10 protein-coding genes and 1 tRNA gene are annotated in these 26,641 nt (G+C 51.6%); 2 read left to right on the forward strand and 9 right to left on the reverse strand.

The genetic code is table 11. From position 1 onward, the window contains the following. Position 1: 1 nt before the first annotated feature. The 6 genes from DW922_RS01205 to DW922_RS01235 all read right to left on the reverse strand — a co-directional run bounded on the left by DW922_RS01205 (position 2) and on the right by DW922_RS01235 (position 22,864). A complete protein-coding gene (locus DW922_RS01205; RefSeq protein ID WP_118720006.1) occupies positions 2-2,401 on the reverse strand; it encodes an AAA family ATPase in 2,400 nt (799 codons plus the stop codon). A 201-nt stretch (positions 2,402-2,602) separates the two neighbouring features. Continuing rightward, positions 2,603-3,610, reverse strand: a complete 1,008-nt coding sequence (gene mreB / locus DW922_RS01210; RefSeq protein WP_118725543.1) for a rod shape-determining protein MreB — start codon at positions 3,608-3,610, stop codon at positions 2,603-2,605. 497 nt (positions 3,611-4,107) lie between these two features. Beyond that, positions 4,108-15,891 (reverse strand): SpaA isopeptide-forming pilin-related protein, encoded by an 11,784-nt coding sequence (locus DW922_RS01215; RefSeq protein ID WP_118725544.1) that lies wholly within the window; start codon positions 15,889-15,891, stop codon positions 4,108-4,110. A 130-nt stretch (positions 15,892-16,021) separates the two neighbouring features. Further along, positions 16,022-19,768: a hypothetical protein gene (locus tag DW922_RS01220; protein WP_118725545.1), complete on the reverse strand. Its 3,747-nt coding sequence runs from the start codon at positions 19,766-19,768 to the stop codon at positions 16,022-16,024. Positions 19,769-19,953: 185 nt separating this feature from the next. Further along, positions 19,954-20,778 (reverse strand): DUF6273 domain-containing protein, encoded by an 825-nt coding sequence (locus tag DW922_RS01230; RefSeq protein WP_147353350.1) that lies wholly within the window; start codon positions 20,776-20,778, stop codon positions 19,954-19,956. A 532-nt stretch (positions 20,779-21,310) separates the two neighbouring features. Beyond that, a complete protein-coding gene (locus DW922_RS01235) occupies positions 21,311-22,864 on the reverse strand; it encodes an ABC-F family ATP-binding cassette domain-containing protein (RefSeq protein ID WP_118725547.1) in 1,554 nt (517 codons plus the stop codon). 134 nt (positions 22,865-22,998) lie between these two features. Between DW922_RS01235 and DW922_RS01240 the strand changes: the two genes are divergently transcribed. Together DW922_RS01240 and DW922_RS01245 are read left to right on the forward strand one after the other, a co-directional pair. Continuing rightward, the gene (locus tag DW922_RS01240) at positions 22,999-23,229 is read left to right on the forward strand and encodes a FeoA domain-containing protein (protein WP_195714975.1); all 231 of its coding nucleotides are present in this window, start codon (positions 22,999-23,001) and stop codon (positions 23,227-23,229) included. Positions 23,230-23,291: 62 nt separating this feature from the next. Next, positions 23,292-23,876 (forward strand): HD domain-containing protein, encoded by a 585-nt coding sequence (locus DW922_RS01245; RefSeq protein ID WP_118725549.1) that lies wholly within the window; start codon positions 23,292-23,294, stop codon positions 23,874-23,876. Between the two features lie 91 nt (positions 23,877-23,967). On the opposite strand, the gene DW922_RS01250 is transcribed toward DW922_RS01245, so the two are convergent. From DW922_RS01250 to DW922_RS01260, 3 genes are all read right to left on the reverse strand, one after another. Continuing rightward, a tRNA-Gly gene (locus DW922_RS01250) sits at positions 23,968-24,038 on the reverse strand. A 97-nt stretch (positions 24,039-24,135) separates the two neighbouring features. After that, complete coding sequence (locus DW922_RS01255) at positions 24,136-25,539, reverse strand: serine hydrolase domain-containing protein (RefSeq protein WP_195714976.1); 1,404 nt, start codon at positions 25,537-25,539, stop codon at positions 24,136-24,138. Next, positions 25,536-26,621 carry a dipeptide epimerase gene (locus tag DW922_RS01260; RefSeq protein WP_118531236.1) on the reverse strand — a complete coding sequence of 362 codons (1,086 nt, stop codon included), beginning with the start codon at positions 26,619-26,621 and terminating at the stop codon, positions 25,536-25,538. The genes DW922_RS01255 and DW922_RS01260 overlap by 4 nt, the downstream gene beginning before the upstream one ends. Positions 26,622-26,641 lie beyond the last annotated feature (20 nt).

Genomic DNA, 26,641 nt, shown 5'->3' on the forward strand with positions numbered 1-26,641 from the left:
TTTATAATTCGGATTGCATAACCTCCTGAATTCTCATTTTCAAGCCAGTGTAGCGGCGCTGCTCCACGACATTGTCGACCATGGTCTGCAGCATTTCCGGGATTCCCACCAGGCAGACGCAGGCACGGGCCCGGGTCACCGCTGTGTAGATTAAGTTTCTTGTCATCAGCATGCGGGGGCCGGAATAGACCGGAATGACCACCGCCGGGTATTCACTTCCCTGCGATTTATGGATCGTGATGGCATAAGCCAGCTCCAGTTCCTCCAGCTGTTTAAAGCTGTAGTCTACCATTTTTCCTTCATCAAACTCGACCGTCAGTTCTTCCGCAAACGTGTTGATCTCGCGGATGATTCCAATATCACCATTGAACACACCCGCACCCGAATCCACCGGAATCCCATATTTGTTGCGGGTCTCCCACTCGATCTGGTAGTTGTTTTTGATCTGCATGACCTTATCTCCCACCCGGTAAACCGTACCATTTACCTCCTTTTCCGGCTTCGATGGGTCTTTGGGATTCAGGAAGCTCTGGAGAATGGTATTTAGCCGTTCCACACCAAGCGCACCTTTGCGCATCGGTGTCATGATCTGGATATCGAACATATCGGCATGGACATAATTCGGGAGCTTTTCCCGCACCAGCGTCAGCATGGCGCTGATGATCGCGTCAGGATGTTCCCGGCGGATAAACAGAAAGTCCTTGCTGCGCTTGCCAAGCGGGATCCGTTCTCCATCGTTGATCTTGTGGGCATTGACGATAATATCGCTCTCTGCCGCCTGACGGAAGATGCGGGTTAGCTGCACCACATTGAATGCACCGGACGCGATCATATCGCGAAGGACATTTCCCGGACCAACACTCGGAAGCTGGTTGATATCTCCTACCAGGATCAGGCGGGTTCCCGGGTTCACCGCACGGAGCAGCGCATGCATCAGGTAAATATCTACCATAGACATTTCGTCAATGATGATGGCATCTGCTTCCAGCGGATTTTCTTCATTTCGCTCAAAATGCATGCCGGAGGTATCTTTATCGTCCGACGGAACCCCGGTCAGCTCCAGAAGGCGGTGGATAGTCCGCGCCTCATAACCAGTTGCCTCGGTCATGCGCTTGGCTGCGCGGCCGGTCGGCGCCGCCAGCAGGATTTCCATCTCTTCCTGTTCGAAGTAACGGATGATAGTATTGATCGTGGTCGTTTTACCGGTACCCGGACCGCCGGTGATGATCAGAAGGCCGCTGTTGACCGCCTCGATCACTGCTCGGATCTGCAGCTCATCGGGCTCGATTTTCTCCTCCGCACAGATCACTTCCAGTTTTTTACGAATCTCTGTTTCCGGCTCGGAACCGCGCAGGTTTAAGTCGTGAAGCATACGGGCCGTGTTGAGTTCCGTGTAGTAGTACTGGGATGCGTAGACATGACGGCTCTGTTTTGCTGTTTCCTCCTGTTCCTGGCGGTTTCCTGTCTCCGGGGCTGCGCCTGCTGCTCCCAGACTGATGTTTTCAGCTCCTGCGATTTCGTCTGCTGCTCCCAGGCTTCGATTCCGCGTGCCCGCAATTTCATCTGCTTTCGCACTGTTTTTCTCCAGGATTTTCTCCTCATCCACCTTCACTACGATCTTCTTTTCTATCTGAAGATCTGTCAGATGTTTTTCCATAACAGACGGATCCACATGCAGCAGTTCCGAGGCTGCTGCCAGCAGCTCCTCCTGTGGCAGATAGGTGTGTCCGTTTGTCACAGACTGTAGGAGGGTATAATAAATGCCGCTGCGGATGCGGAAATCCGAATCTGTGAAAATGCCGACCTTCTGGGCGATCTCGTCTGCCATCTTAAAACCGACTCCCTGGATATCGTCTGCCAGACGGTACGGATTTTCTTTGATGATGCCGTACATGCGGGTACCATATTCGTTGTAGATTTTCAGGGCCAGATTCATGGAAATGCCGTAGTCCTGCAAAAACATCATGGCCTGACGCATCTCTTTTTTGGCTTCCATCTGCTCTGAGATCGCCCTGGCCATTTTTTCACTGATGCCCTTTACTTCTGCCAGGCGCTCCGGCTCTTCCTCGATAATGCGGAAGGTATCTGCCTTGAAGCGGCGCACAATGCGGGCCGCAAGCGCTGTTCCCACCCCACGGATGGCTCCGGAACCCAGATAGCGTTCCATGGAGGCCGTATCCTCCGGTGCTTTCAGCTCATAAGACTCCACCTGGATCTGGTCTCCATAAACCGGGTGCTCTACATTACGCCCCGTGGCCTCGATAAAATCTCCTTCACTGATATAAGGGAAGGTTCCTACCAGAACATAATCCAGGCCGTCCGCACTGACGTCCAGAATCGAGTATCCGTTCTCCTCATTGCGATATTTGATCCGTTCTACATATCCGCTTACTGTTGCCATTTTTGTTTCTCCTGTATCCTCCTGCATAATCAGTAGACCTGCCACCGGCGCTTTGCACCCCGCAGACGGGTCGCAATGGTGACATGATTTCTTTCCGCCGCAATGCGATCCCCGCGGAGCATTTTTATATGATAGGACGAAATTTCCTATCATATAAGAAAAGTCCCGCGTCCGCGATGGACACGAGACCCTTTCGATCTTTTAGTTAAATTCCTGCTCTTTTTTGTCCCCGTGCTGGAATTCGATAAACTTACCGGTTCCGATTGCCACTGCAGTTAACGGGTCTTCCGCTACCATGGTGGTAATACCGGTCTTTTCTTCGATCAGCTGGTCGAGGCCATTTAACAGGGAGCCACCGCCGGTCATGACAATACCGCGGTCGAAGATATCGGCTGCCAGCTCCGGAGGAGTTCTCTCCAGGACATTGTGAACGGCATCTACGATCTGCATAGCCGGCTCGCGCAGTGCTTCCAGCGTTTCCTCAGAAGTAACCTCGATGGTCTTCGGAAGTCCGGTAACCAGGTTACGTCCACGCACCTCCATCTTTAAGACCTCTGGTCTGCGGTATGCAGAACCAATGTTGATCTTGATCTCCTCTGCGGTTCTCTCACCGATGAGCAGATTGTGCTTCTTTCTCATGTAACGGACTAATGCTTCGTCGAAATCGTCACCGGCAACCTTGATGGAAGTACTTACTACGGTTCCGCCAAGGGAAATAACTGCGATATCTGCAGTACCGCCTCCGATATCTACGATCATGTTACCGCATGCCTTGGAAATATCGATTCCGGCACCGATCGCTGCTGCAACCGGCTCCTCGATAATAGATACCTCGCGGGCACCTGCCTGATAAGTCGCATCTTCAACTGCCTTTTTCTCAACCTCTGTAGCACCGCTCGGGATGCAGACTGCGATACGCGGCTTGCGCAGGGTTCTCTTACCTACCGCTTTGTTGATGAAATATTTTAACATCTTCTCGGTAACGGTATAGTCTGAAATAACGCCCTGACGCAGCGGTCTTACCGCAATGATGTTTCCCGGTGTTCTTCCGATCATCAGACGTGCTTCCTCACCAATTGCCATGATCTTGTTGGAGTCACGGTCAATCGCTACTACGGAAGGCTCCTTCAGGACAACGCCCTTGCCTTTGATATATACCAGAATGCTCGCCGTACCTAAATCGATTCCGATATCGTTGGATACTAACATAAATTTCCTCCTGATGTTTCCTGTTCCATAACTGTGTATTTCCGCCACAGTTACCTTGTTTCCCAGTTCTATCGTGATTATTCACGCATACGTGTCCAAAAAGCAGGATCTTTCATTTTGAAAATCCTGTTTGTGGACCATTACGTTCCATCTATGAATATGCGCAAAGAGCGCATTTTTCGTTCTAATCTCTCTTATTATATACAATCCAGGAGGTTTTTGAAAGGGTTTTTTTATTTTTTATTATGTTTATATTTTTTTTATGATGGCGACACAGTTTCGTCACAATTCTTTTTTATACTCTAAGTACATTATCCGAAAGGGTAATGAAACCTTTGTTTCAAGTGTATACTTGAAATTACAAAGCTTTTTCATACTCATACCGGGCAGCCCGAAACTGCCCGGCCCCCCTAAAACATTTTCTTTTATTTTGTATACCTACCATTCCCAAAATCAAAAGGGCGAAAAGGACTGCCAAACCTTTTCGCCCTTTTGATTTATCTGTTATGCTTCCTTTTTCCCACAATACCTAGTCCCGCTGCCGATAGAAGAATTAATACAACAGGCAGAACGGTTTTCCGCTCATCTCCCACCTGTGGAAGACGGATTTTCCATCGGCCATCCGGTCCTAAATACAGCCAGCCAGTGCCATCCGGCGAAGAAGGCTGGTACCAGGCCAGGATGCGGCCTATGCGAAAACGCGGCTGGATCTCTGGTTTCTTCGGTCTGTCATCGTCTGGCGGTGTCTTTTTTCCCTCCTCCTTAGGTGGCTTGTCCGGCTTCGGCTCGTCTGGAATCTCCTGCTCCGGTATCTTTTTATCCTTTACGGCCAGAGCAGTTCCGTTCCATATATCAGCCCGGTCAGCCCACGCGATCCGGCCTCCATCCTCAGATATCCGGAAACGGACCGGTTCAAAATATTCATAGCCTTCTGGTGCTTTCACTTCCTTTAAAAGATACTCACCTCCTGCTTTTAAGCCCTCCAGCGCATGCCACGGCGCTTCTTTTTCTGTAGTCCAGTATGCCAGCGGAGTATCTTCGTTATAAACAGGTTCTCCCGCCTCGTTTATTTTTACAATCCCGTAAACAGCCAGTTCCGCTCCCGCAAGGAAAATGTCTTCCGGCCATGTGTCCAAAAACTGCTTCTGCCTGGAATTAACTTCTGCTGTCGTTTCTTCCGTTCTCCATACATTTGGCAGCTTATCTTGACCCTTACTGGCTTCTGCAGTTTTCATTGCGTCTGCATCCACCTTGGCGATCACAATCCTGGTTTTCCGGTCAGTTACAGTAATTTTCTTTTGGGCCATTCCCTTCCATGGATAAGACGCCGCCCCCAGATCCGGCTCAAACTGCCACCGGATCACCTCCGGATTTAAAACATAACCGGAAGGTGGCACCACTTCCCGCAGCTCATACCAGAATGGACGGACCGTACCATCCTCCAGCACTTCACCAACCGGCAGATCTTTTGTTTCGGACGGTGCTTCCAGGCGCAGCCGAAGCACAAGCTCCGGTGAAGCAGGATTCTCTGTATTCTGACCTGCGCTACCCCGGTATTTCATATTTTTACATACTGCATTTTGGTATGACATATTTTGATGTACTGTGTTTTGATATGTCCTGCCTTGGTATGACATATCACGGTACGCCGTCAGTTCAAACACTGCACCCTGCAGCATATTTCCGGCCGAGTCTGTTTTTTCTAATTTTAGTGTTCCTGTCACCGGCCTGTCATTGACGCGCACGATCCGGATTTCCGGCTGCCACTGGTATTCGATCTGCACCGGAAGAAATGTCGTGTAATAATCCGGGCTTTCCTGCTCCGCAAGCCAGTATAGGCCATCCGTCAGACGCCGGATCCGGTGTGGTTTTAAGTCGCCCTGTGCATATCCCTGCGGGATTCTCCTGTTGATGGCATCCAGCTCCGTGTAGCGCCCATCGCTTCCACTGACCCATGTATCAAACAGATAACGGCTGCTTCTGGTTAAGCCACCTTCTTCATTTGCCCGATAAAGAGCCAGTCTGGCTCCGGCCAGTTCCTTGCCGCCATTTTCATATACCTTCGAGATCAGCAGGGTTCCCTCTTCATTTTCTACCCGGTAAAGCTGCACTGCTCCCGTGTCTTTTACCGTGACCAGCACTACTCCGGCCCGCGCAAAGCCCTCCGGCACTTTTGTTTCAACCAGAACATAGCTGGCTCCGGCAGGCAGGTAATCAAACCGCTGGTGGTTTTCTAACGTCAGGTATGTACAGGCATATGGATTGATCTGTGGCAGTGCCTTCCAGTCGAACTGATACTCAAACCGGTATAAGTGGTCCGCAAACGGGTCCTGCTCTTTTGTGACCCCGATCCGGATTTTAACCCCGTTTTCCATCCGGTACACCAATATCGTCTGCTGTGGATCTGCCGGTTTTAAGCGTTCTTTCTGGTATTCTGCCTCAAACTCTGCCCGGTAAAGCCGCTCGCCCACATCCCACATCACACTGCTTCCAGACTTTGCCCCGTGCTCCAGATACATGGTTTCAAACGCAGCCGGAAAATCACGGTAAGTCGTACCATCATCGGTGATCCAGCGCACAACAGGCGAAGCTGTCTCATATTGCAAAAGGCCATTCTCATAACAGATCTGGCCGTTTGCATCCAGCTTCGCATGGTAGAGCGTAAATTCCGCGCCGCCCACAGCAGTTTCGCCGTCTGCACGATCTTTTCCGTTTTCCAGACAGTATTTTTCCACCTCTATGCGCGTGTGATCATCCTTTATCTCGTATTTCTGGACTTCCGGGCGTTCCGCCACCGTGATTGTCACCGGTTCATGGGAAACAAAGCCCGATGGCACCTGGATTTCTTTCCAGAGATACTCTCCCGTCGGAAGATGCGCGATCGTATGCGGCTGGTCTGTTGTTGTCCAGACAGCGGCCGGAGCCGGCTGGTGAACATTCGCATCGATCTGTGCATATTCTGAAGCAGTCTGGTTTTCTCCCGAAACAGCCTGCGCAGCTTCTGCACCATGGGCACTCTCCGTTTTCCACAATCCCAGTACCGCGCCCGTCACATATCCACAATCAAATGCAGAGTTTTCCCCTGTTTCTGCTTTATCTGATCGCAGTCCACTGCCAGAAACAACGGACTTTCCGCCCGTATCTGAACTTGCGGTATCTGAAGCAGTTATATCTACGCCATCCGTTTTTGAAAATTCCGTTTTTGTTGCTTCATCTGTCATGATGACCTGTTGGAGCTCATTGGTTTCCTTTACCAGGATTCCCATCGGAAGTGCCTTGACAAACCCTTTTGGTGCCTGTAATTCTTCCATAATGTAGCTGCCTGCTGCCACCCGCTCCAGAATGTCTGTACTGCCCTCTGTCATCACCGACGCAAACGGGTCATTTGGATATTGTTCCGACGTGATCCATGTATTTTCCATGACATAGGCTTCGCCCTGTCTGTGGGAAAGCGGCTCATTTTCTGTCTGAAGCAGCGTATGCTCCTGTACCGCATAAGCCGCATGGTTGTAGGCTTCCAGATTGTCTGAATTCTGGGAGCGCACAAAATCTCCATTCCGGTCGTAAAGCTTTGTAGCCTTATCATAGGTATCTTTGCTCTGCTGGTAATAGGTCACAAGTCCATGCTGGTCGTATACCGGATTCATGGACTTTTCAAATTTCCCGTTGTTATCATCCAGCAGCACTTCATCGTTCAGGTTCTGCCCTGTCTCATTCTGGCAAAGAGAGGATTCCCGGTGGCTTTCTTCTCCCTGGGCAGATTTCCAGCTGCCTGTCAGGTACGCCTGCTCCCCATCTCCTGAGAGTGCCATACGGCAGGTCGTGATCTTATCACGGGCAATGATATTACCATACTCGTCCCGGCGAAGATTTACCGGCCACACAAGCACCTGTTTTTTGTTCTTCCCGGTTCCAGCTCTTCCACGGATCTGGTCCCAGCTTCCATTGGTCCCGTCAAAATCCTTCACCACATATGCCATACCAGTATACGGATCTACAAGCGCATCCCGCTCTCCCCCGCGCCCTAAATGATACACATGCGTTCCTTTATCCAGTGTCAGGATCTTATCCTTCTCATCGTATACGATCTTCGTCAGGTCACCGCCGGTAAATTCCAGAAATTTGAAAGCACCTTTCCATGCAAACGCCTGATAACGTCCATCCCGGCCATCGCTCTCCGGCGTAATGGTAACTAACAGATTACTCAGATCATAATAAAGGATATCGGTATCCGGGCGCATCACGGTAACGGAATTCCAGCTGTTGCCTTCTGCCGGAATGATCTCACCATAACGGTCCACACCCGCAGGCCAGGTTACCGTATACAAATGCCCTTCCTCATCGCGTTCCGGGAGAAATTCCGTTTTCTGTCCTCCGTAGCCTTCCTTTACATACATGCGGTCAATATACCCCGCATCGTTTCGCTCGATCACAAGTCCTTCGTAAGTGAAATCCTGGGTATCCCCGGACGGTGTCAGTAAAATGGCATCAAATAATGTCATTTTTGCGCCTGCCACATACCCGGATCTTCCTTCGCCATTAGAATGTTCTGATCGCAGATCCTGGTCTGGCTCACTGCCTGCGGCGGCCTGCGCTTCACGCTTTTCTACCTGTAGCCGGATCGGTTCATTTTCCAGATAGACCCGCGCTGTATGGATCTGGTCCTGGGGCTTGTTTTTCCAGGTTGTCTGTTCATCTGCCGCATCTTCATAAACGACAGAGAGTACCCTGCTGTCCCGGTTTCCATTCTGGTAATAAGCCACCTGGTCGGAATAGATTTCCAGCGCCACTGGTTTGGAACGGACATAGCCTGCAGGCGGCTTTGTCTCGCAAAGCACATAGGTGCCGGCAGAAAGCGGCTGCGGTGTGTTCAGATAGCCGACTGTCTGCAGCTGATATTCCTGAGCACCTGGGCTTTGTAGCTGGGCATTCGAACTTTCTGCCTGATTGCCTGGACATTGTACCAGCCCATCCCGCACTGTGACAAATGCTTTCATGACTCCCGTTTCCAGCCCGAAACGGTCCCCCAGCAGGATCTGCTCTGATTCCTCACACACAGGTGTACCAGCCGGGACCATGCCGGTATACGCAGCTTGTCCTTTCAGCATACTCCGTCCTCTTGTAACCGGCCGGATATCGGTTGCTCCCATCGCAGTCAGAAAGTCCCTGGATCCGTCAATCAGCGTATCCTCCTCATAGAAAAGCACTTTTCCTTCCCCGTCCTTCGCATCGTCCCGCTTCGCTGCATAAATACGAAAGATGGCTCCATCATGCAAAATATTTTCATGGGTCTCAGAATCCAGCTTTTCGATGCGGAGTCTTGCTGTGTAGAAGCGGTTGCGGAAACGTACATTGCCGTAACCAAGGCTGCTCTTATTATCTATTCCAGATACAGAATATGGCACTAACATCGGTGCATAACAGCCATCATACGCGGTCTGTGCCCCCTGCATCGCAGGGATCTGGTCCCGGTAGAAGGTTCCCGGCACATTGTCATCTGTTTTTGCACCTCCCGGATATGCAACATCATTCGCGGTCTGTGCCTGCTCAGAAACAGAGCTATAGCGGTACACAGCCGAAACCAGATTACGGCCACTTTGTCCTTCACTTAAGTAATACGGAACCACACCTGTTGTCCGGTCATCCCGGCTATTATAGTAATTCTGAAACGGCCGGTACTTTGACTGGGTCAGTGCAAAGTAATCGCCCGCGTCAGGATGATCCGGCGGGCCATTTTGGATCCGGTCTGGCTCCATTCCATACTTGTAAATTTCAAAATCACCACGGTCACCGTGCGCCCGGATCACATGAGACTCCTCCAGAAAACGGATATGGTATCGCTTTTCCAGATCCGCCGCTGTATACGAAGCCTTGTACTGGTAAAAGGAGTCCATTTCCCCGGGGGAAGCTTCTGCACCAGCTTCGTCAGCATATACCGCCGGGAGCGAGATTTCTTTGGGTTTATCAACCTCATAATGGCGGTTTTTAAAGTCCTCTAAACTTGCATATTTCGGCTGCTGTTCGACCACCACATAGGTTCCATATGGAAGCCTTGCTGAAATCCCGTAGTATTCTGTTTTTGCTTCCTGGCGCTTCGCTTCGTCTTGTCTTTGCTCCTGAGCGTTTTCCATCTCTGTCTCGCTGTATCCGTTTTGTGTATCTGCAGATACGGTTGTGACATCATGGTCTGCGCCGCCTCCTTCCTCTGCATCCCATGCAATGGCATACAATTCGTCAAGATCATACCTAAAAAACGGTTTTAAATAGTTCTGTGCTTTTTCTATGGCCTTTTGCAAGCCCTGGTCCAGAATCTCGTCCGAAAATGCTGTGCTGCCACGGATGGCATGGTATTCCGTTTTTCCGGCACGTTCCGGTGTTTCTGCATGCCCTGCAATTCCCACACTCTCTGCCGTTTCTGCATGCTCCGCCGTCTCTGCATACTCCGCCGTCTCCACCAGCTTCGCGATTTCATCATCCAGATACCACGTAATGGCAAACTGGCGGACCCGGTCAGACACAGCACTATTCCAGACCGTAGCGTCACTGCGGTTGATTTTATTGCCGATCGGACGGTAGCTGGTATAGGTTGGCGCGGCATCATCCCATTTATCGTGATTTGCCGTCTCTACCGCATCGAAAAATTTCTCATAATTCAGGCGTTTTACCGTGCGGGTTTTCGTTCCGTCCTCTGCCAGCACCTCTGTAGTCTCCAAGATTGCCGTATAACCGCCAGACGGATGCTCCTGGATTTTCCCATTCTGGTAAGCATAAAGCATTTCATTGCAGATTGCTGCATCATTGGAATCTTTGTATAACGGATCTGTGCGGTGCAAAACCTTCGTGTAGATCTGGTTTACTTTTTCCGGGAATGCCGTATTTGCCTGCTTTTGTTCCGCAAAACTCCGCTCATTTCCTTTCCGGTCCTGCCAGATCACCTCGCCGTTTTCATTGCGGTAAAGCTTGCGCAAATTGGATTTCAGATAAACCTTGAAACGGAAATTGTCCATTGCTTCCGTCTTGTCATAATTTCTGGTCCACCAGTCTTCATGTGCATCAGCATAAGAACTGGTATTATTGTAAGATGTCTTTTCTATGGTCTTGCTTATCCGGATCTGCTGGCGGATTCCCCGCTCTTCCACCGGGACCGGGCTGGTAGCCGTACCACTGCCAGGTCTTCCCTCTCCATCCTGCCACACAAAATCCCGTCCCGGATACACCAGTGTAACACGCTTCACAAAACTATTTTCTTCTCCTGCATCTCCCGTCTGATAATCCAGGCTTGCCTGCACACGCACCTGTTTTACCGTCTGGTAATAAGAGGCCGTGCCCATCGTATCACCTGGTGACCAGCCGCCCGGCATAAGCGCAATATCTTCCTCTGTCAGCACAACCTGTTCTGCCCCTGGCAACACCAGCTTAAACCAATATTGCTGTGCAGTGTCATCGCTATGAACCGCCCCGTAATGATCGGTATAGCTGCTTTCCACATGCCAGACAGTTTCCTGTATTTTAGAAGTAATCTCGCTCCAGTTTCCATAGGATTTCTGGGTTTCTCCCGGCACAGTTTCTTCTATGTAATTGACTTTCGGAATCCGGTTTCCGCTTGCATCAAGCGGTGTTTCCCCAGGTTCATAATATACATTTTCCTTGATACAACGGGTCATGAAACTTCCATCTGATGAAGCCTCCGCATCCGGCACAAGCACTGCTGAGGCTCTGGAATGCACACCTTCACCTTCCCCATGTTCATCCTGTAGCACGGAAAAATCCGCATATATGCCAAAGTTATCCTCCGACTCTGTTTCCCCATAAACAGCATAGATATATCTGGGAGATTTTCCCGTCTCTTCCGGCACAAAGGGAACCCGCAGATAAAAAGCTGCGTCCCGTTCTTCCTTTTCCGGCACAAAAAAGCATTCTGGATTTCCGGTACGTCCCGCATAAATGCTAATCAGAAGCGTATCATCTGTTTCCCGGATCTGGTCTAAGCCTCCGTAGGAGTAGTATGCGTGCTGCTGATAGAAATCCAGCAATGCAGCTAAAACTTCTCCTATTGTTGCCGCGTTCGTCTCCTCCCGCTTCCGCGGAATTTCCAGCGTGACGACCGGGGCACCGAACTGGATCTGACTGTCTTGAACGCCGCTCCGGTAGCCGGTATCATAGACTGGCTGCTCCAATGTACTGTAACGAAATCCAGCATCAGAGCTCTGCTTTGGTGTTCCTTTCCCATTTGCCCGCAGGATCAGCTCCAGCTTATACTTTAAAAACATAAAATCTGCCACGGCAAACGGCTTTCTCAGCCGGTTCAGCACAGCAGCTTCATCCAGTCCTTTCTCCGCCCGCCTCATCAAATCTTCGCATTTTGCCGGATCCAGCTCTTTTTCTTCTGCATATGCCACATTGCTTACTGTGCGGTTTACCGGGCGCTTTCTGGTGAGCATGGTTCCGTCCGCATCATATTTGGGATACTGGCCTTCATATTCCGTCGTGACATAGACCAGATTTCCAAATACGTCCCTCTCGATCTGCCCGGTAAAACTTCCAGTGCCGATCTGTGCCGGTTCTGTTTTCACGGTCTTGTCCAGGCGATAGAGTCTGCTTCCCGCCGGAATCCCCGAAAATGCCAGATCAAATCCTCCGCTTTTTTCACTATTCACTTCGAAGAACAATTCCCGGAAAGTTGGATCGCCATAAGCGCCGCTTGCCCCGGACTGAACCTGCTGCTCTGCATAAAGTCCCTTTGTCACCGTCACATAACCGCTGTATCCACTGTGTCCGTTGTTTCCGCTATCTCCACCATTACCGCTCTCTGTCACCGCAGATAAATCCTGGCCGGTATTTGTAAATGGGTGCTTCCTGTTTCCAACGGACAGCTCGTATCCCTCTGAGCGGCTCAGCTCTTTCACATAATATTCCCCCATCAGAAGCGGTCTGCCGATCCAGCAGTTCCCGTTTGCAGTCTGGTAATCCAGGTAGGTTCTCTGGTACTGTCCATCTTCTGTATAATCATCGAATGTCTGGCTTCTCGTATAGAGGTTTGATGGTGCTGACCGGTTCCAGTTTCCAGGCCGGTCCACGATCCCGGCCTTTTCATAATCATAAAACCGCCCCGGCGCTTCTGTGAATGCAAGAAACGAAGCATCTCCGTTTTTATCGGTCGCCGTTACCGCTGTCAGATCGTCCTTCTGGTAAACCACACCGGTCTTTCCATCCGGGTGTACCAGATCCTTTGCAGCGAACAATCCATACACAGCACCCTCCAGCACGGCGTCACCCTGCGTATCTCCATAAGAATCGTAAGCATTGCTTTCCCCTGCCTTTAAGTCCATGTCCCGCTTATTGATATGGATCTCGCCTTCTGTCCGGTGGTCATAGATCCGCCACCAGTCATCTTCCCCATCCTGACCATTACAATGGCTGTAGTGATCCGACGGACCAGGCTCTGTCGCACTTCCGCTGCTTCCAGCATTCAAGCCACGGTTATAGGCCTGAGCAAAGAGATCACCGCCGCCACCGCCGGTACTGTCCCTATGGACTGCTTTAAAGTTAACAACCTGAAAAATATCCTTCGGTGTCTCTGTATCTCTTCCTTGATCTTCTGTCTGAGACAAAGCCGTGACAGGTACAGACACATCTGGAACGCGTTTCCAGGAAGACGTATCTGATGTTCCTTCCGGGAACTGAAGCTTCAAAATCCACTGCTGCACATGCTCCGCATCGTCCTCTTCATTCTGGCTGGCACGATCCGTTTGCAAAGCAGAACTTCTGTTTTCCACTTCCCGCAAGACCAAATCCGATGCCGTTGCCGTTTTACGTATTCCTGAGATCTGTCGTTCTTTTGTCTTGCCACTTTCCACACCCGATCCTGTTGCTTGTTCTCCCGTCTCATCACTTTCCACATCCGATCCTGCTGCTTGTTCTCCCGTCTCGTCACTTTCCGCATTCGATATCGTGGCCTTCCGCTCCGTCTCCTTCTTCATATCCGGTACGCGGTCTTTCTGTTCTGCTTCTTCACCTTCCGTATCCGGTTCATTTTCTTCATCCCATGCATCCGATGCCGTTGCCATCATGTTCTTCTGAGTCTGCCCGGCTTTCTCCTCTTCTTTTTGGGCACATTCCTCTTTCCGGTCATCGACCAGTGACTCTTCATCGATCCATGTTGGGAAAAAGATAGCAAAGATTCTCTGCCAGATACTCTTTGATTCTTTTTTTACGACCGGCACTTCCGTCTCTGCAACCATGCGTCCCTCTTCTGCCTGTCTGCGCTGCTGCACCAACACCCTGGCCGGTTCGGCTGCTGCCTGGTCACTGACCTGGATGTCTCTGCTGTAAAGGCCCGCGAAGCTGGCGTTGGCTCCATTTTCAGAAGCATCGGTTGTAATGACTTCGATCGGAAGGTCATCTCTGTGGTTGCCATGAAGTGTATAACCTTCCTGCGCTGTATCCTCCGCAATGGCATAGCTGTATTTTAATGCAATGAAACGTGCATAGGTTTCCCGGGTGTCGCTCTCACAACCGGAATCGGTAAAGGAGCGGGTTCCGCCAGCCGAGACGGTAGCACCGGCTGAGGGAGTTTCGCCTTCCTCGCCGCCGCCCGATGCGATACTTCCAATCTCGCCCATATCTACTTCCGGCATCAGCCAGTGAAAATGGACACCGGAAAAATCGCCACCGGCCCAGGCTTCGCAGGAACGAAAGGTGCTCTGCCAGAGCGATGCCAGACGGCGGTTTTCTTCTTTCGCCGCATCGATCTCTGCCTGGTTTTCAATTTCCCCGGTTTCTTCGTCCTCCTCTTCTTCCGGCACCGGGACAAAAACAGGCGCCGGATGTCCGTCACAGAAGGTCTTATCGTAATGGTAACCATGCTCTACCGTCTTCCCGGATTCTCCCTCTTCATCCGTTATCATAGCTGAGACAAAGCGGAAATCGTCCCATAAAACAGGGCTGTCCTTGTGAAAGCTCTTATAAGGTGCGCCTCCTGCATAGATATAGGCTGCACCGTCACGGTCTGTGTGAACCTCCTCCTTATCGTCAAAGCGTTCATATAAGGAAAACACGGCATTTTCCAGTGGTTTTCCGGTTTCATGGTCGTACTTTCTTAGGCGGACATTGTAGGTGGAGGTCCACTCCTCCTCATGCCGGTAGATTTCAAATACCAGGCTCCCGGCACCACCCTGCGCGGCACCTCCCGGTGCCGCCGCTCCGGTTCCTGCGTAATAGCAGACTTCCGGGGCATTCACCTCTACAAATGCCAGACGCTGGTGCGCAGACAGCGGAGCTGCGCCGTTATACATCTGGCGATGCGTGCCCGCGCAGCGGCTGCAGCGCCAGATCTGCAGACACTGGTCATACACCTCCTCCGGGGAAGAAAAGGTTCCGCCGCCAGAAGCATACTGTGTCCCACGGACATCAAACATCAGATACAGGGCACCGCTGCCGCCTGTGCTGGTCAGACGGATTTCCGTATCGGTCTTCTGACAGACCCAGCCGCCCGGAAGCTGCGGTGTAAAGGAGCCGTCCGCTCCCGTGGTGGAATATTTCAGGGGAACGGTACGGATAAATTCCGCATCCGCGCCGGACGGATCAAACGACAAAACGTACTCCCCAGACTGCCCATTTTCCTGTGAAGGAGTCAGCCGCAGCGGATTTCCTGCCTGCGTATGTCCCTGCAGCACGGACGGAATGCCCCCGCCAGTTGCATGGACAGCTTCCACTCCTCTCCACTGTCCGGAAATGCCAGGCAAAGCGGTGGTTCGTGCACCCCCGCCCAGCAGTCCCGCCAGCTGCAGATACGTTTCTTCTTTCGCCAGCACTTCCTTCAGCCACGGATATTTCCCGCGGACTGCCGCAGAATGGATCAAAAGCTTTAAATCCGCTTCCGTTACGAACTGGGAGATTGCCGGTATTCCCTGGGCTGCCGCCCCGGCATTGATGTTCTGGATGACGGCATTGATCTGCGGCATATTTCCAAAGCTTGCCTGCAGTGTCAGCATCCCCCAGAAGACCAGTGCCATTTCTTCCCGGCTGAGCGTCTCGGACGGCAGTATGCAAACATACTCGTCCCCGTCGATCAGGGCCCGGTTCGCTCCGGCTCCGTCAATACAATAATGATGAAATCCCGCCCCGTAAGCAATGATGGTATCGCCCGGCTGCGCTGCCTGCGCTCTCCATGGCAGCTGCGGCAGAATTGGAAGCAGTGTTTTACTGGCCAGAACAACTGCCAGAAGCATTGCCGCTGCCCGCTTTACGGATTTTTTTCTTTCTCCCATTCGTTTTCCCATACCCCTGTTTTCCCTGTATTTTCCTGTGCATTCGCGGCCTTGCATCCTACGCAAAGCGCACATACTGTTCTTTCCTGTTCACGCATTGTGCAAACAATAACGTAGTTTCTTCTTCATCCGCAATTTGCCGTTATCCCTTCGAAGCCTCTTTCTGCACCTGCGCACCCTCCGTTTCTTCCTGCCGCTGTACCACTCCGTTCACAACCCATGCGCCCTGCTCATTGGTCTGTTTTCCGTCCGGAGCCGTATAGTTCTTTTTCAGTGCACCGCGGCTGCCATTGGACTCCTCTTCAAAGTACAGACACTGTCCGCCGACCCAGTTCCAGCCGGTAAGCATCCTGCCCTGGGTTCCATCGGAAGACGGGTTTAAATAATACTGGTTTCCGTCTGCATCCTGGTACCAGCCGGTCACTAAAAATCCTGCCTCATCAAACCGGAACCAGTCGTAAGCGCTTTGCCCGGCAGCTGTGCTGGCATACGGATTATGCACGGCAGCCCATTCTTTTGCGTAGGTACGCTCCTTGTCCGCAAACATCCACTGGCCTGCTGCATTCTGCATCCAGGTTCCCGTTACCACATAAGAAGGCATGGACGGGCCGGCTGCCTTTATCACTCCGCCAGAAGTAATTCCGGTTGACCCGCCAGAGCCTTTAGAGCCGCCGCCCCCGCCGCCAGAGCCACCGGAGCCGCCGCTAAAAACGCGCGGCACTGTTTCATCCACGGTGACAAACTGGATCCGGACCCTGCACTGCGCCTGGATATGTCCGTGCGTCTGGTCTTCACTCACTGCAGTGACGATTTCTTCCCGGATTCCGTTTCCATTTACCTTTTCTAACGGCTTTTCCCGCTTCAGCGTCCGGTCGCGGTGAATGAGGTTCTGGATCCACGCCGGATTGTTTTCTCCCTTCGGGTCCCACACCGGCATGACCTTACAATCCTGCTGGTTTGCTCCCGATACTTCCAGACGGATATTTTTCCCGCTCTCCGTATCCTTCCAGCTCACCTGCTCATAAAACGGATGCTCCGGATTCAGCGATGCAGTCAGCACGACCGGCTCTGAAACCGTGATGCTTTCCGACGGCTGGTAACAGCTTCCGGTCAGTTTTCTTGTGACCGTAAAGTGTGCCTCTGTCTGGTTCAGGCTCAGTGTTTCCACCCGCACCGTTGTCAGGTCTACGATCTGGAAATCCACCGCAACGCGGCAATTTGCGTAAAGTGCCTGATGATTCACCGATGTCTCCGGATTCGTCACGGCAGATACCACGCCGTACCGGGTGTAAACCGTATCACGGATCTTTTCCCGGTACTGGTTTGCTGCCTGCGCCTGGACCTCCCGGTTGATGATGTTGGTAATAAAGGCGGAATTCATATTCGGCATGACCGAAGCATCCTTCATGGTATAGCCTGTTTCAGAGCAGTTTTCCAGAAGATCGGTATCGTCGACCAGCCAGCGCACCGTCCTGTCTACCGTCTGGCCATTTCCGTTATGCTCCACATGAATGAGCACCGGCTGCACTTCCACACTGTGATCCTGGACTCCGTCTACATAACGCGCGATTAAAACCCCATCCGTATTTTTCACCTCTGTGACGATCTGCGGGTGCTTCCGGTCCCCGCTCCGGGTCTGCACCACCGAAATCCTCGTTTCTTTCGGATCGGCAGTCAGCCTGGTCGTTACCTTTACATACTCTGCATTCAGCTGTGTGTCGCACTCCGGCATAAGAAACGAATAAGCACCACCGCCCACATACTGCATCAGCTGTTCGTCTTCGTTTTCATCCAGATAAGTAGGCGGCTTTCCCCCGCCCGCCTCATTCAGGTCCACGATCATCTGATAACGGTTCTCCGCTGTGTTTTTCGGTGCTGTCGCCACGGTCACGACCGCGCCTGCTTTGATCGCAGATGGGTGGTCCTTGTCAATGTCCCGGTAGTAAGAGCTTCCCGTAGAAGAGATTGCAAACAATGCCGCTACATCTGTATCGTAGGTTCCGTTCGCATTTCGTGCATCGATGCGCGGAATATAGACCAGATATCCTCTTGCAGGTTCGCCCATGAAGCCCGGGGCAAAATGATCCATCGCAAACGGCAGATCCTTTTTGTAGCCCTCCATCGTAAACTCGCGCCCAAGCTTCTGGGTAACAATGTAGCGCACGCCATCTTCCAATTCCTCATAAAAGAAACGGTCCCCGCAGTCATACTCGATCTGCCCGGACACGGTCTTATACTTCCGTTCCAGGTCAGACCAGTAGCCAATGTGCGCATCTTCCGCGAAGCGGTTGTCCCCATCGATGGTACTTCCAAACACCTGCTTTGCCTTCGCAAGTGTGTTGGTAAACAGGTAAGAAATCCTGCTGTCCCGCTCCGTTCCGTAGGTAAAACGGGCACTGCTGTCGCGGGTTCCCACAAAGGTTCCCTCGCGGGATGCACTTCCGGCATTGGTCCGCGAGATTGTTCCTGCCATGCGGGCCAGGATCAGGTTTCCGCTCTCATATTTTCCAACGATGCCGCCCACCGCCAGACTTGCGTTGCCGCCGATCGTGCCGTTGACATAAGAATTGTAAATGCCGCTTAAGCTCATACTCCCGGCAATTCCGCCTACATATCCCTTGCCCTGGACCCGGTCTGAATCGCCATTCTGGGTGATCACCACGTTATCGATCAGATACGCCTTTTCTACGCGGCCGGCTATTCCGCCCACCGCACCGCCAGCTTTCGCTCCATTTGCGGTAACTGCATTGATGGCAATGCCTTCTGCGCGGCAATTTTCCACGATTACGGAGCCATCTGCCTCCTGGATCTGTGTCCCGGAGGCCGTTCCTTTTCCGCTTCCACTGATCACTGCCGCAATTCCTCCGGCATCACGCTCCGAATAAACATAACCGGACACCGTTACATTGCGGACTACCGCACCGTTTTTCAGCGTTCCGGCAAGTATTCCAGCCTGGTCTGCACCGCGGATCTGATCCCCACGGATTTCCAGATTTTCCACAGATCCGCCATCGATCACGCCAAACAGCCCCAGATTTTTCTTTCCATCTAACTCCCCGATGATTTTCAGTCCGGTGATCGTATTGCCGCATCCGTCGAAATGCCCACGGAACGGAGTCTGCACCTCTCCATTCATGTCTGCGGCATTCCGGTACCAGCCGATCGGATTCCAGCTTCCCCGGTTAATAGAAATGCCACCCAGATCCAGACTCTGTGTCAGTTCAAAATAGCAGTCCGCAAAATCTTCTCCGGCTGCTACTGCTTCCGAAAGTCCCATCAGATGCGACAAATTCTCAATCTGGTACGGTGCCTCCTTTGTTCCTTCTCCCGGAAAATTTGCGTTGCCATTCCAGTCCGTCCACAGATCCCCGGTTAAGGAAATCTGCGCAAACAGCGTCAGATCGGACGGGGTCGCTGGCTGGTCCTGCAATTGTACATCGGATGATGTCGCAGTCTGTCCCCACAGTCGCGTGCCTGGCAACAGTTCTGTCTCGTCCTGCAGCTGTGCGTCAGACGATGTTGCCACTTCAAACCAGAGCGCATGTTTCAGCCTTGCAAGCCAGTCGTCTTCCAGCTCAATTTCATCCGCTTCTTCATCATCTTCCTCATCATGCATCTGGTCATACTCCTGAGCATCGCCGGATTTCTTCCCTTCTCCTGTTCTGTGTTCTTCTGCTCCCTGTTTTTCCCTCCATTCTCTTCCGCCATGGCCAGCATCGCTTCCGCTAGCCCAGACTGTTTCTCCCTCGCGCTCCGGCACCAGTCTTCCGGCACTCTCTGCCATTGCCGCACCAGCCGGAAATACTCCCGGTGCCATCACCACAAGCAGCACCGCCATTGCCGATGCCGTTTTCCGCCGTACATTATAATTCTTGTTGTTTTCCCCCATAAATCCCCCTTGTTATTTCGTATTTCCATGGCCGTCCGCGCGTTGCGCAAGCAGCCACAAATTCTGATCCATTCTTTGCCATGAAAAGTTCCGCCGCCGATCAGGCGCATGAATTCAAGGATGCCATGTGCGCCTGCCAGAAATTTCGTTTGCAGTGTTGCACCTGGCTGCAGGCGCATGCAGGTTTACCGCTGCGGCAATACAAATGCCGGACGTACCCCGGTTGTCCCGGTTACTTTCACTTCCTCATCCTCCATTTCTGCTCCTGTACGCTTCGTTCCAGCCGTCATCCCGGTCTCCCTTTGCACCAGACTCCCATGCATGCCTATATTGGCGGCTGCGTTTCCGTGCGTGCCCGTATTTGCGGCTGTGTCTCCGCGCCTGCCCGCACTCCGCAGATCACTGCGCACTGCCTCCGGTCGGATATTCCCCTGCACCAGATCGACAATATAAACCTGCGTGCCTGACGCTGCTTTGCAGGGTGTCCGGAGCCAGTACCCTTTGCAGAATTCACTGATCTGCGTTTCCGGATTCCGCTTTGTGACCGGTCCGAATTTCCACAGCCAGTCACGGTAACGGTATGCCTCATCCACAGAAAGAAGAAACAGCTTATCTTCCAGCTTCTGGCTTCCCAGATAATGCGCACGCAGCCCTTCTTCCGGAAAATGTTCCCAAAATCCGGCCGGTGTCTGACCCTCGTAGCCTCGTTCTACGCCGGTATTGATCCAGACCGCATCAGCAAAATTCTCCGCTGACCTGGAAAGCCAGGCACGTACAGACGAATATTTATACTCTGCGCTGTTTCCAAAGCGCACAATAGGCCCCGGGTAATACACATACCCATGCGAACCGTCTCCTGGTGTCTCAAATTCATAGCGCGAACCTGTGTTGGCCGAAATCACTTCATCGCAAAGAAAAAGCGCCCCCTGTCTGTGATCGTCCATGTGGTCCGCATAATTCTGGTCGATGCAGCGAAAACGGTATGATTTTCCACCGATATTGCGCGTCACTGTATCCCCAATGTTCCAGTGCCTGAGCTGAGTTACATGCTGGTTTTCCTGTGGATTTCTTTGCAGACTAACCGGTAGATTTTTCTGTAGACTGACTTGTATATTTTTTCCAATACTGACTTGCAAATTTTTTTCAGAACTGGCTTGCAGATTCTCCCGCAGCCCTGCATGTTCTCCCCCATACACCATCACTGCCGGTCCGGCTGCTAAAAAAGTCCAGGCGCATAGCAGAAAAAGCAGACACTTTTCCCTTGTTTCAGCCTGCATCGCATCCCCCTCTCTTGATTGAATACGCTAAAAATTGATAATAATGGAATTCCTTTTTAACCCACCATCCGTAATTTGTAGAAATTGAAATGGGATTAAAAACTAAGAAAATAAGATAATATGAAAAATCCAGATTTTAGATGAATCATTCCTGTGCCATCATCATAGCACAGGAATGAAACCAGTACAAGAAAAGTTCGTCGACAAAAAACGACAAGAATATTGTTTGTGTTACTGTTCACGCATTGCGCAAACAGCAGCCCGATTACCCTCTCAGGCAGAACTCACTGCAATCTACTACGCGGGTGGCAAAGCCTTCATAGAATTCCGGCTCATGGCAGATCAAAAGAACACTTCCTTTATAGGCCTTCAGGGCGCGGGCCAGCTCGTCCTTGGCATCGACATCCAGATGGTTGGTCGGCTCGTCCAACAACAGGACATTGGTCTCGCGGTTGATCAGTTTACATAATCTTACCTTTGCCTGCTCGCCGCCAGAAAGGACGCGCACCTGGCTCTCGATATGCTTGGTGGTCAGTCCGCATTTTGCCAGGGCAGAGCGCACCTGGTACTGGGTGTAGGACGGGAATTCCTTCCAGATTTCCTCGATACAGGTCGTGGTATTGCCCGGTGCCATCTCCTGCTCAAAATAGCCAAGATACAGATAATCGCCCAGCTCCACGCTGCCGGAAAGTGCCGGGATCAGCCCAAGGATGCTCTTTAATAACGTGGTTTTTCCGATTCCGTTGGAGCCCTTTAACACGACCTTCTCTCCACGCTCCATGCTGATGTCAAACGGGCGGGTTAACGGCTCGTCGTAGCCGATCACCAGATCCTTTGCCTCAAAGATCATCTTGCCTGCGGCTCGGGCTTCCATAAAGTTAAACTCTGGCTTCGGCTTTTCCTTCGCCAGCTCGATGACTTCCATCTTATCCAGCTTTTTCTGGCGGGACATGGCCATGTTCCGGGTCGATACACGCGCCTTGTTGCGGGCCACGAAATCCTCCAGCTCGGCAATTTCCTGCTGCTGGCGCTTGTAAGCAGCCTCCAGCTGCGCCTTCTTGACCGCGTAGACCTCCTGGAAATGGTCATAATCGCCCACATAGCGGTCCAGCTTCTGGTTCTCCATGTGGTAGATCAGGTTGATAACGCTGTTTAAGAACGGAATATCGTGGGAGATCAGGATAAATGCGTTCTCATATTCCTGGAGATAGCGCTTCAGCCACTCGATATGCTGCTCATCCAGATAGTTGGTCGGCTCGTCCAAAAGCAGGATGTCCGGCTTCTCCAGAAGCAGTTTTCCTAAAAGCACCTTCGTTCTCTGACCGCCGGACAACTCGGAAACATCCTTGTCCATGCCGATCTCCTGCAGGCCAAGCGCACGGCCGACTTCCTCTACCTTGCTGTCAATGATATAGAAATCGTGTGCCATCAAAAGATCCTGGATCGTGCCCAGCTCTTCCATCATGGCATTCATCTCATCCTCAGATGCTTCGCCCATCTTATCGCAGATGGCATTCATCTGCTCTTCCATCTCAAACAGATACGCAAATGCGCTCTTTAACACATCGCGGATGGTCATGCCCTTTTCCAGCACAGTATGCTGGTCCAGATAACCGGCACGCACATGCTTCGCCCACTCGACCTTGCCCTCATCCGGCTGCAATTTGCCCGTGATGATGTTCATGAACGTGGATTTTCCCTCTCCGTTTGCACCCACCAGGCCTATGTGCTCTCCCTTTAAAAGACGGAATGACACATCCTGGAAAATAGCACGGTCACCAAAACCATGGCTCAAATGTTCTACATTTAAAATACTCATTCAAAACTCCTTCCAAATTTCCTGCTGCATCAAAACTGTGTCTCATTTTACATGACAAACCCGGCCATGGCAAGCTATTTCCCCTGAAATTCCGCATATCTTATCGTAACAGAGCACGATTCATGAGGAATGCTATGGTTCTTCCCCTCAGTCACATTCCGTCCGCCGCCGATGCACGCATTATCTGGATTGCCAGTGAACCAGCCAGACGGGAACGTCTTGAAAAGCAGGGCTTTATCCCGGGCGCAGTCATCCACTGTGTGCGCCGCTCCCGCCGCAGGCGCTTTTTTCTCTTCCGGGTCAGCGGCCGCCTGATTTTGCTGCCGGGAAAGCTGGCGGGAGAGATCTTTGCGGAAATCTCTTAACAAGCACAGACAATCGCTGTATAATGAGAGAAATTTGTTACACATCAGGAGGAAACACAACCATGAAAAGCCAGATTACAAGAGACGAAGCATTAAACTTACTGAAGACATACAACAAAGAGCCATTCCATATTCTGCACAGCCTTACCGTGGAGGGCGTTATGCGCTGGTATGCAAAAGAGCTTGGCTACGGGGAAGATGAGGAGTTCTGGGGTATCTGCGGACTGCTCCACGACATCGATTTCGAACTTTACCCGGAGCAGCACTGCATCAAGGCACCGGAGCTGTTAAAAGCTGGCGGTGTGGGTGATGACATGATCCATGCTATCTGCTCCCACGGCTACGGCATCTGCTGCGATGTAGAGCCTGTCCATGAGATGGAAAAGGTGCTGTTTGCTGCTGACGAGCTGACCGGCCTGATCGGTGCCGCTGCCCGCATGCGCCCATCCAAGAGCACAAAAGATATGGAGGTTTCCAGCTTAAAGAAAAAATTCAAAGATAAAAAATTCGCTGCCGGGTGCTCCCGCGATATCATCCGTACCGGAGCCGAACGCCTGGGATGGGAGCTGGATGATCTTTTTGCAAAGACCATTGAAGCTATGCGCTCCTGTGAAGATTACGTGAATGCGGAGATGGAGCAGGAGTAAAACGGATACTGTTCCAGCTGTCTTCAACTTATAACCACATAGAAAAAGCCGGAGATCCTTATAAAATAAGGCTCCGGCAAAAAATGAAAGAAGCAGGCGACGGGAATCGAACCCGCCTCCTCAGCTTGGGAAGCTGATGTTCTACCGATGAACTACGCCTGCATTTCATATGGAAACACTGTCTATTATAAATCGTATTTTTCAAAAAGTAAAGAGATTCCTGTTCTTTGAAAAAAGCAGGAATCTCTTTTCAAAATGATTATACTTCCTTCGGGAAGATCCGGCTGCCATAGCGCGCCGCAAATACGTGACCTTCTTCGTCACGAATCGCAGTCAGGTAAATGTCGGAATAGGTTTTCCGTACCATACCCTGCCACGGATATACGGCCTGAAGTGCGGTCGGATTTCCGTTTACCTTCATGCTCAGAGTTCCGTTTTCTGCAGTCAGCGTGAATGCATCACCCTCACCGGATACATAGCTTCCGGCTAACTCTTCAAGTTCTTCGGCGCTCCAGCTGCGTTCTGCGTGGATCTGCCGTTCTTCCTCGACCTCAAGGCCGCAGTAGGCATTCAGGGCTGCATCTGCGATGGCTGCCACGGAAACATCCATGGTGTTGCACAGCACTACAATACCAACCTCTTCCTGCGGACAGAAAGAGAAGTTGGAGGATACGCCCGGAAGGCTTCCACCGTGCTCATAAACAGCACGGTCACCTACCTGCTTCGTCTCCAGACCGTATCCATAGTATATGCCCGGCTTCATGAACTGTCTCGGCTTTTCCATCTCCTGAACAGAATAACGGTCCACAATGCGGTTTCCATTTCCCGCTACGCCTTCATTCAGATACATCACTGCGTATTTCATCATGTCGCCCAATGTGGATTTCATGCCACCGCCTCCATGTAAAACGAAAGCGTCGTTCTGGTAATCCCGGTCAGCTCTCCAGGTTCCATTTTCCAGAGAGTACAGGATTGCTGCATTTTCATCCTGGCTGTTACGGATAAAGCTGATATTGCTGCGGTCCATACCGATCGGTTTTAAGATTTTCTTGTCCAGATACTCTGCAAAAGAACCATAACCAGAATGGCGGCGCACAATGTCGGAGAGTAAACCGAAGCCATCATTGCAGTAACTCATACGCTGTCCCGGACGACCGGTAAAACGAGTCTGGGCATCCAGACGTCCTGCCACGCGGCGAATGCCTTCCTCAGCAAAATCCTCACGGTAGATGAGCTCTTCATCCACGGAATCCTCAATGCCCATCTCTTTGGCGGTCTTATCCACTACAATACGCGGAAGCGGGAAATATCCGCCGCTATGGCACATCAGATGCCAGATTTTCACTGGTTCGGACTGATTTTTATTTGTAAATTCCGGGATATATCTGGAAACCGGATCATCTACGTTCAAAATGCCGTCCTTCTGCATCTGCATAATAGACAGTGCGGTAAAGGATTTTGTTACGGATGCCATACCAAAGATCGTGTCTCTTGTAATCGGAAGCTTATTTTCTGCATCACGGTATCCGAAGTAATTCTCGTACTGGATCTCCCCTGCGGCGTTGATGATGCCAAGTGCAATTCCCCGTGCCTGGCCATCTTTCATTACACGGGCAACCAGCTCTTCTAACTTTGCCTTGCCCTCCGGTGTCATACGGTTCATGCCAGCATCTCCTTTTTCAGACATTTGATGCCAAGGCCCGGATCAGAGGAAAGGATCAGGTGTCTGGTATCTTTTACGGTAAAGCCACCCTCGTACGGAAGCTCTTTTAAGGAGAAGGTTGCGTCCAGATCCGCACGTGTAATGTTCTTTAATGCTGCACCCAGGGAAGCAGCCGCGGTTACACCGATACCGCTCTCCTCTGCCATACAGCCCAGCATGACCTCCACGCCTGCTGCCTCTGCGATCGCAGTGATCTTCTTTGCCTCATACAGGCCGCCGCACTTCATCAGCTTGATGTTGATGAGATCTACAGCTCGCTGGGATACTAACTGCAGGGCATCCTTGGAGTCCCAGCAGCTTTCATCTGCCATGATCGGCACAGAGCTGTGGGCGGTCACGAATTTCAGTCCCTCAAAATCGAAGCGCGGAACCGGCTGCTCTACCAGCTCGATATCGTACTCATTCAGGCGGTTGATGAGTTCAACAGCCTCCTTGGCTTTCCAGCCCTGGTTTGCGTCCAGACGGATCTTCACCTGGTCACCGACTGCCTCACGGATTGCACGGACTCTTGCCAGATCGGAAGCAAAGTCTACGCCGACCTTGGTCTTGATCACGTTAAAGCCTGCCTGCACATGTGCCTTTGCATGCTCTGCCATGACTGCCGGATCATCGATGCCAACGGTCATATCTGTCTCGATCTCGCCGGAAAGTCCGCCCAGAACCTTATACAGCGGAAGATTTGTGCTCTTGCCGATGATGTCATGGCATGCCAGATCGATGGCTGCCTTTGCAGTACCTGCATACGCTACGGTACGGTTCATCACGGTATAGATTGCCTCCATGTCACGCGGATCCATGCCGATCAGTTTTTCTTTCAGACGCTCTACCGTTGCGATAGTACCATCCAGATTTTCCCCAGTGATCAGCGGTCCCGGAGAGCCCTCACCATAACCGGTGATGCCGGCATCAGTCTCAACCTCAACCAGGCAGCTGACTGCGTGAGTGATGAGACCCAGTGCAATGCGGAACGGGCGCACCAGCGGCACCTGCATTCTGTAGGTCTTAATGTTGGTGATTTTCATGATACTTTTATACCTCCTCA

Source organism: Clostridium sp. AM42-4 (genome assembly GCF_003480105.1).
GTDB lineage: Bacteria > Bacillota > Clostridia > Lachnospirales > Lachnospiraceae > Brotaphodocola.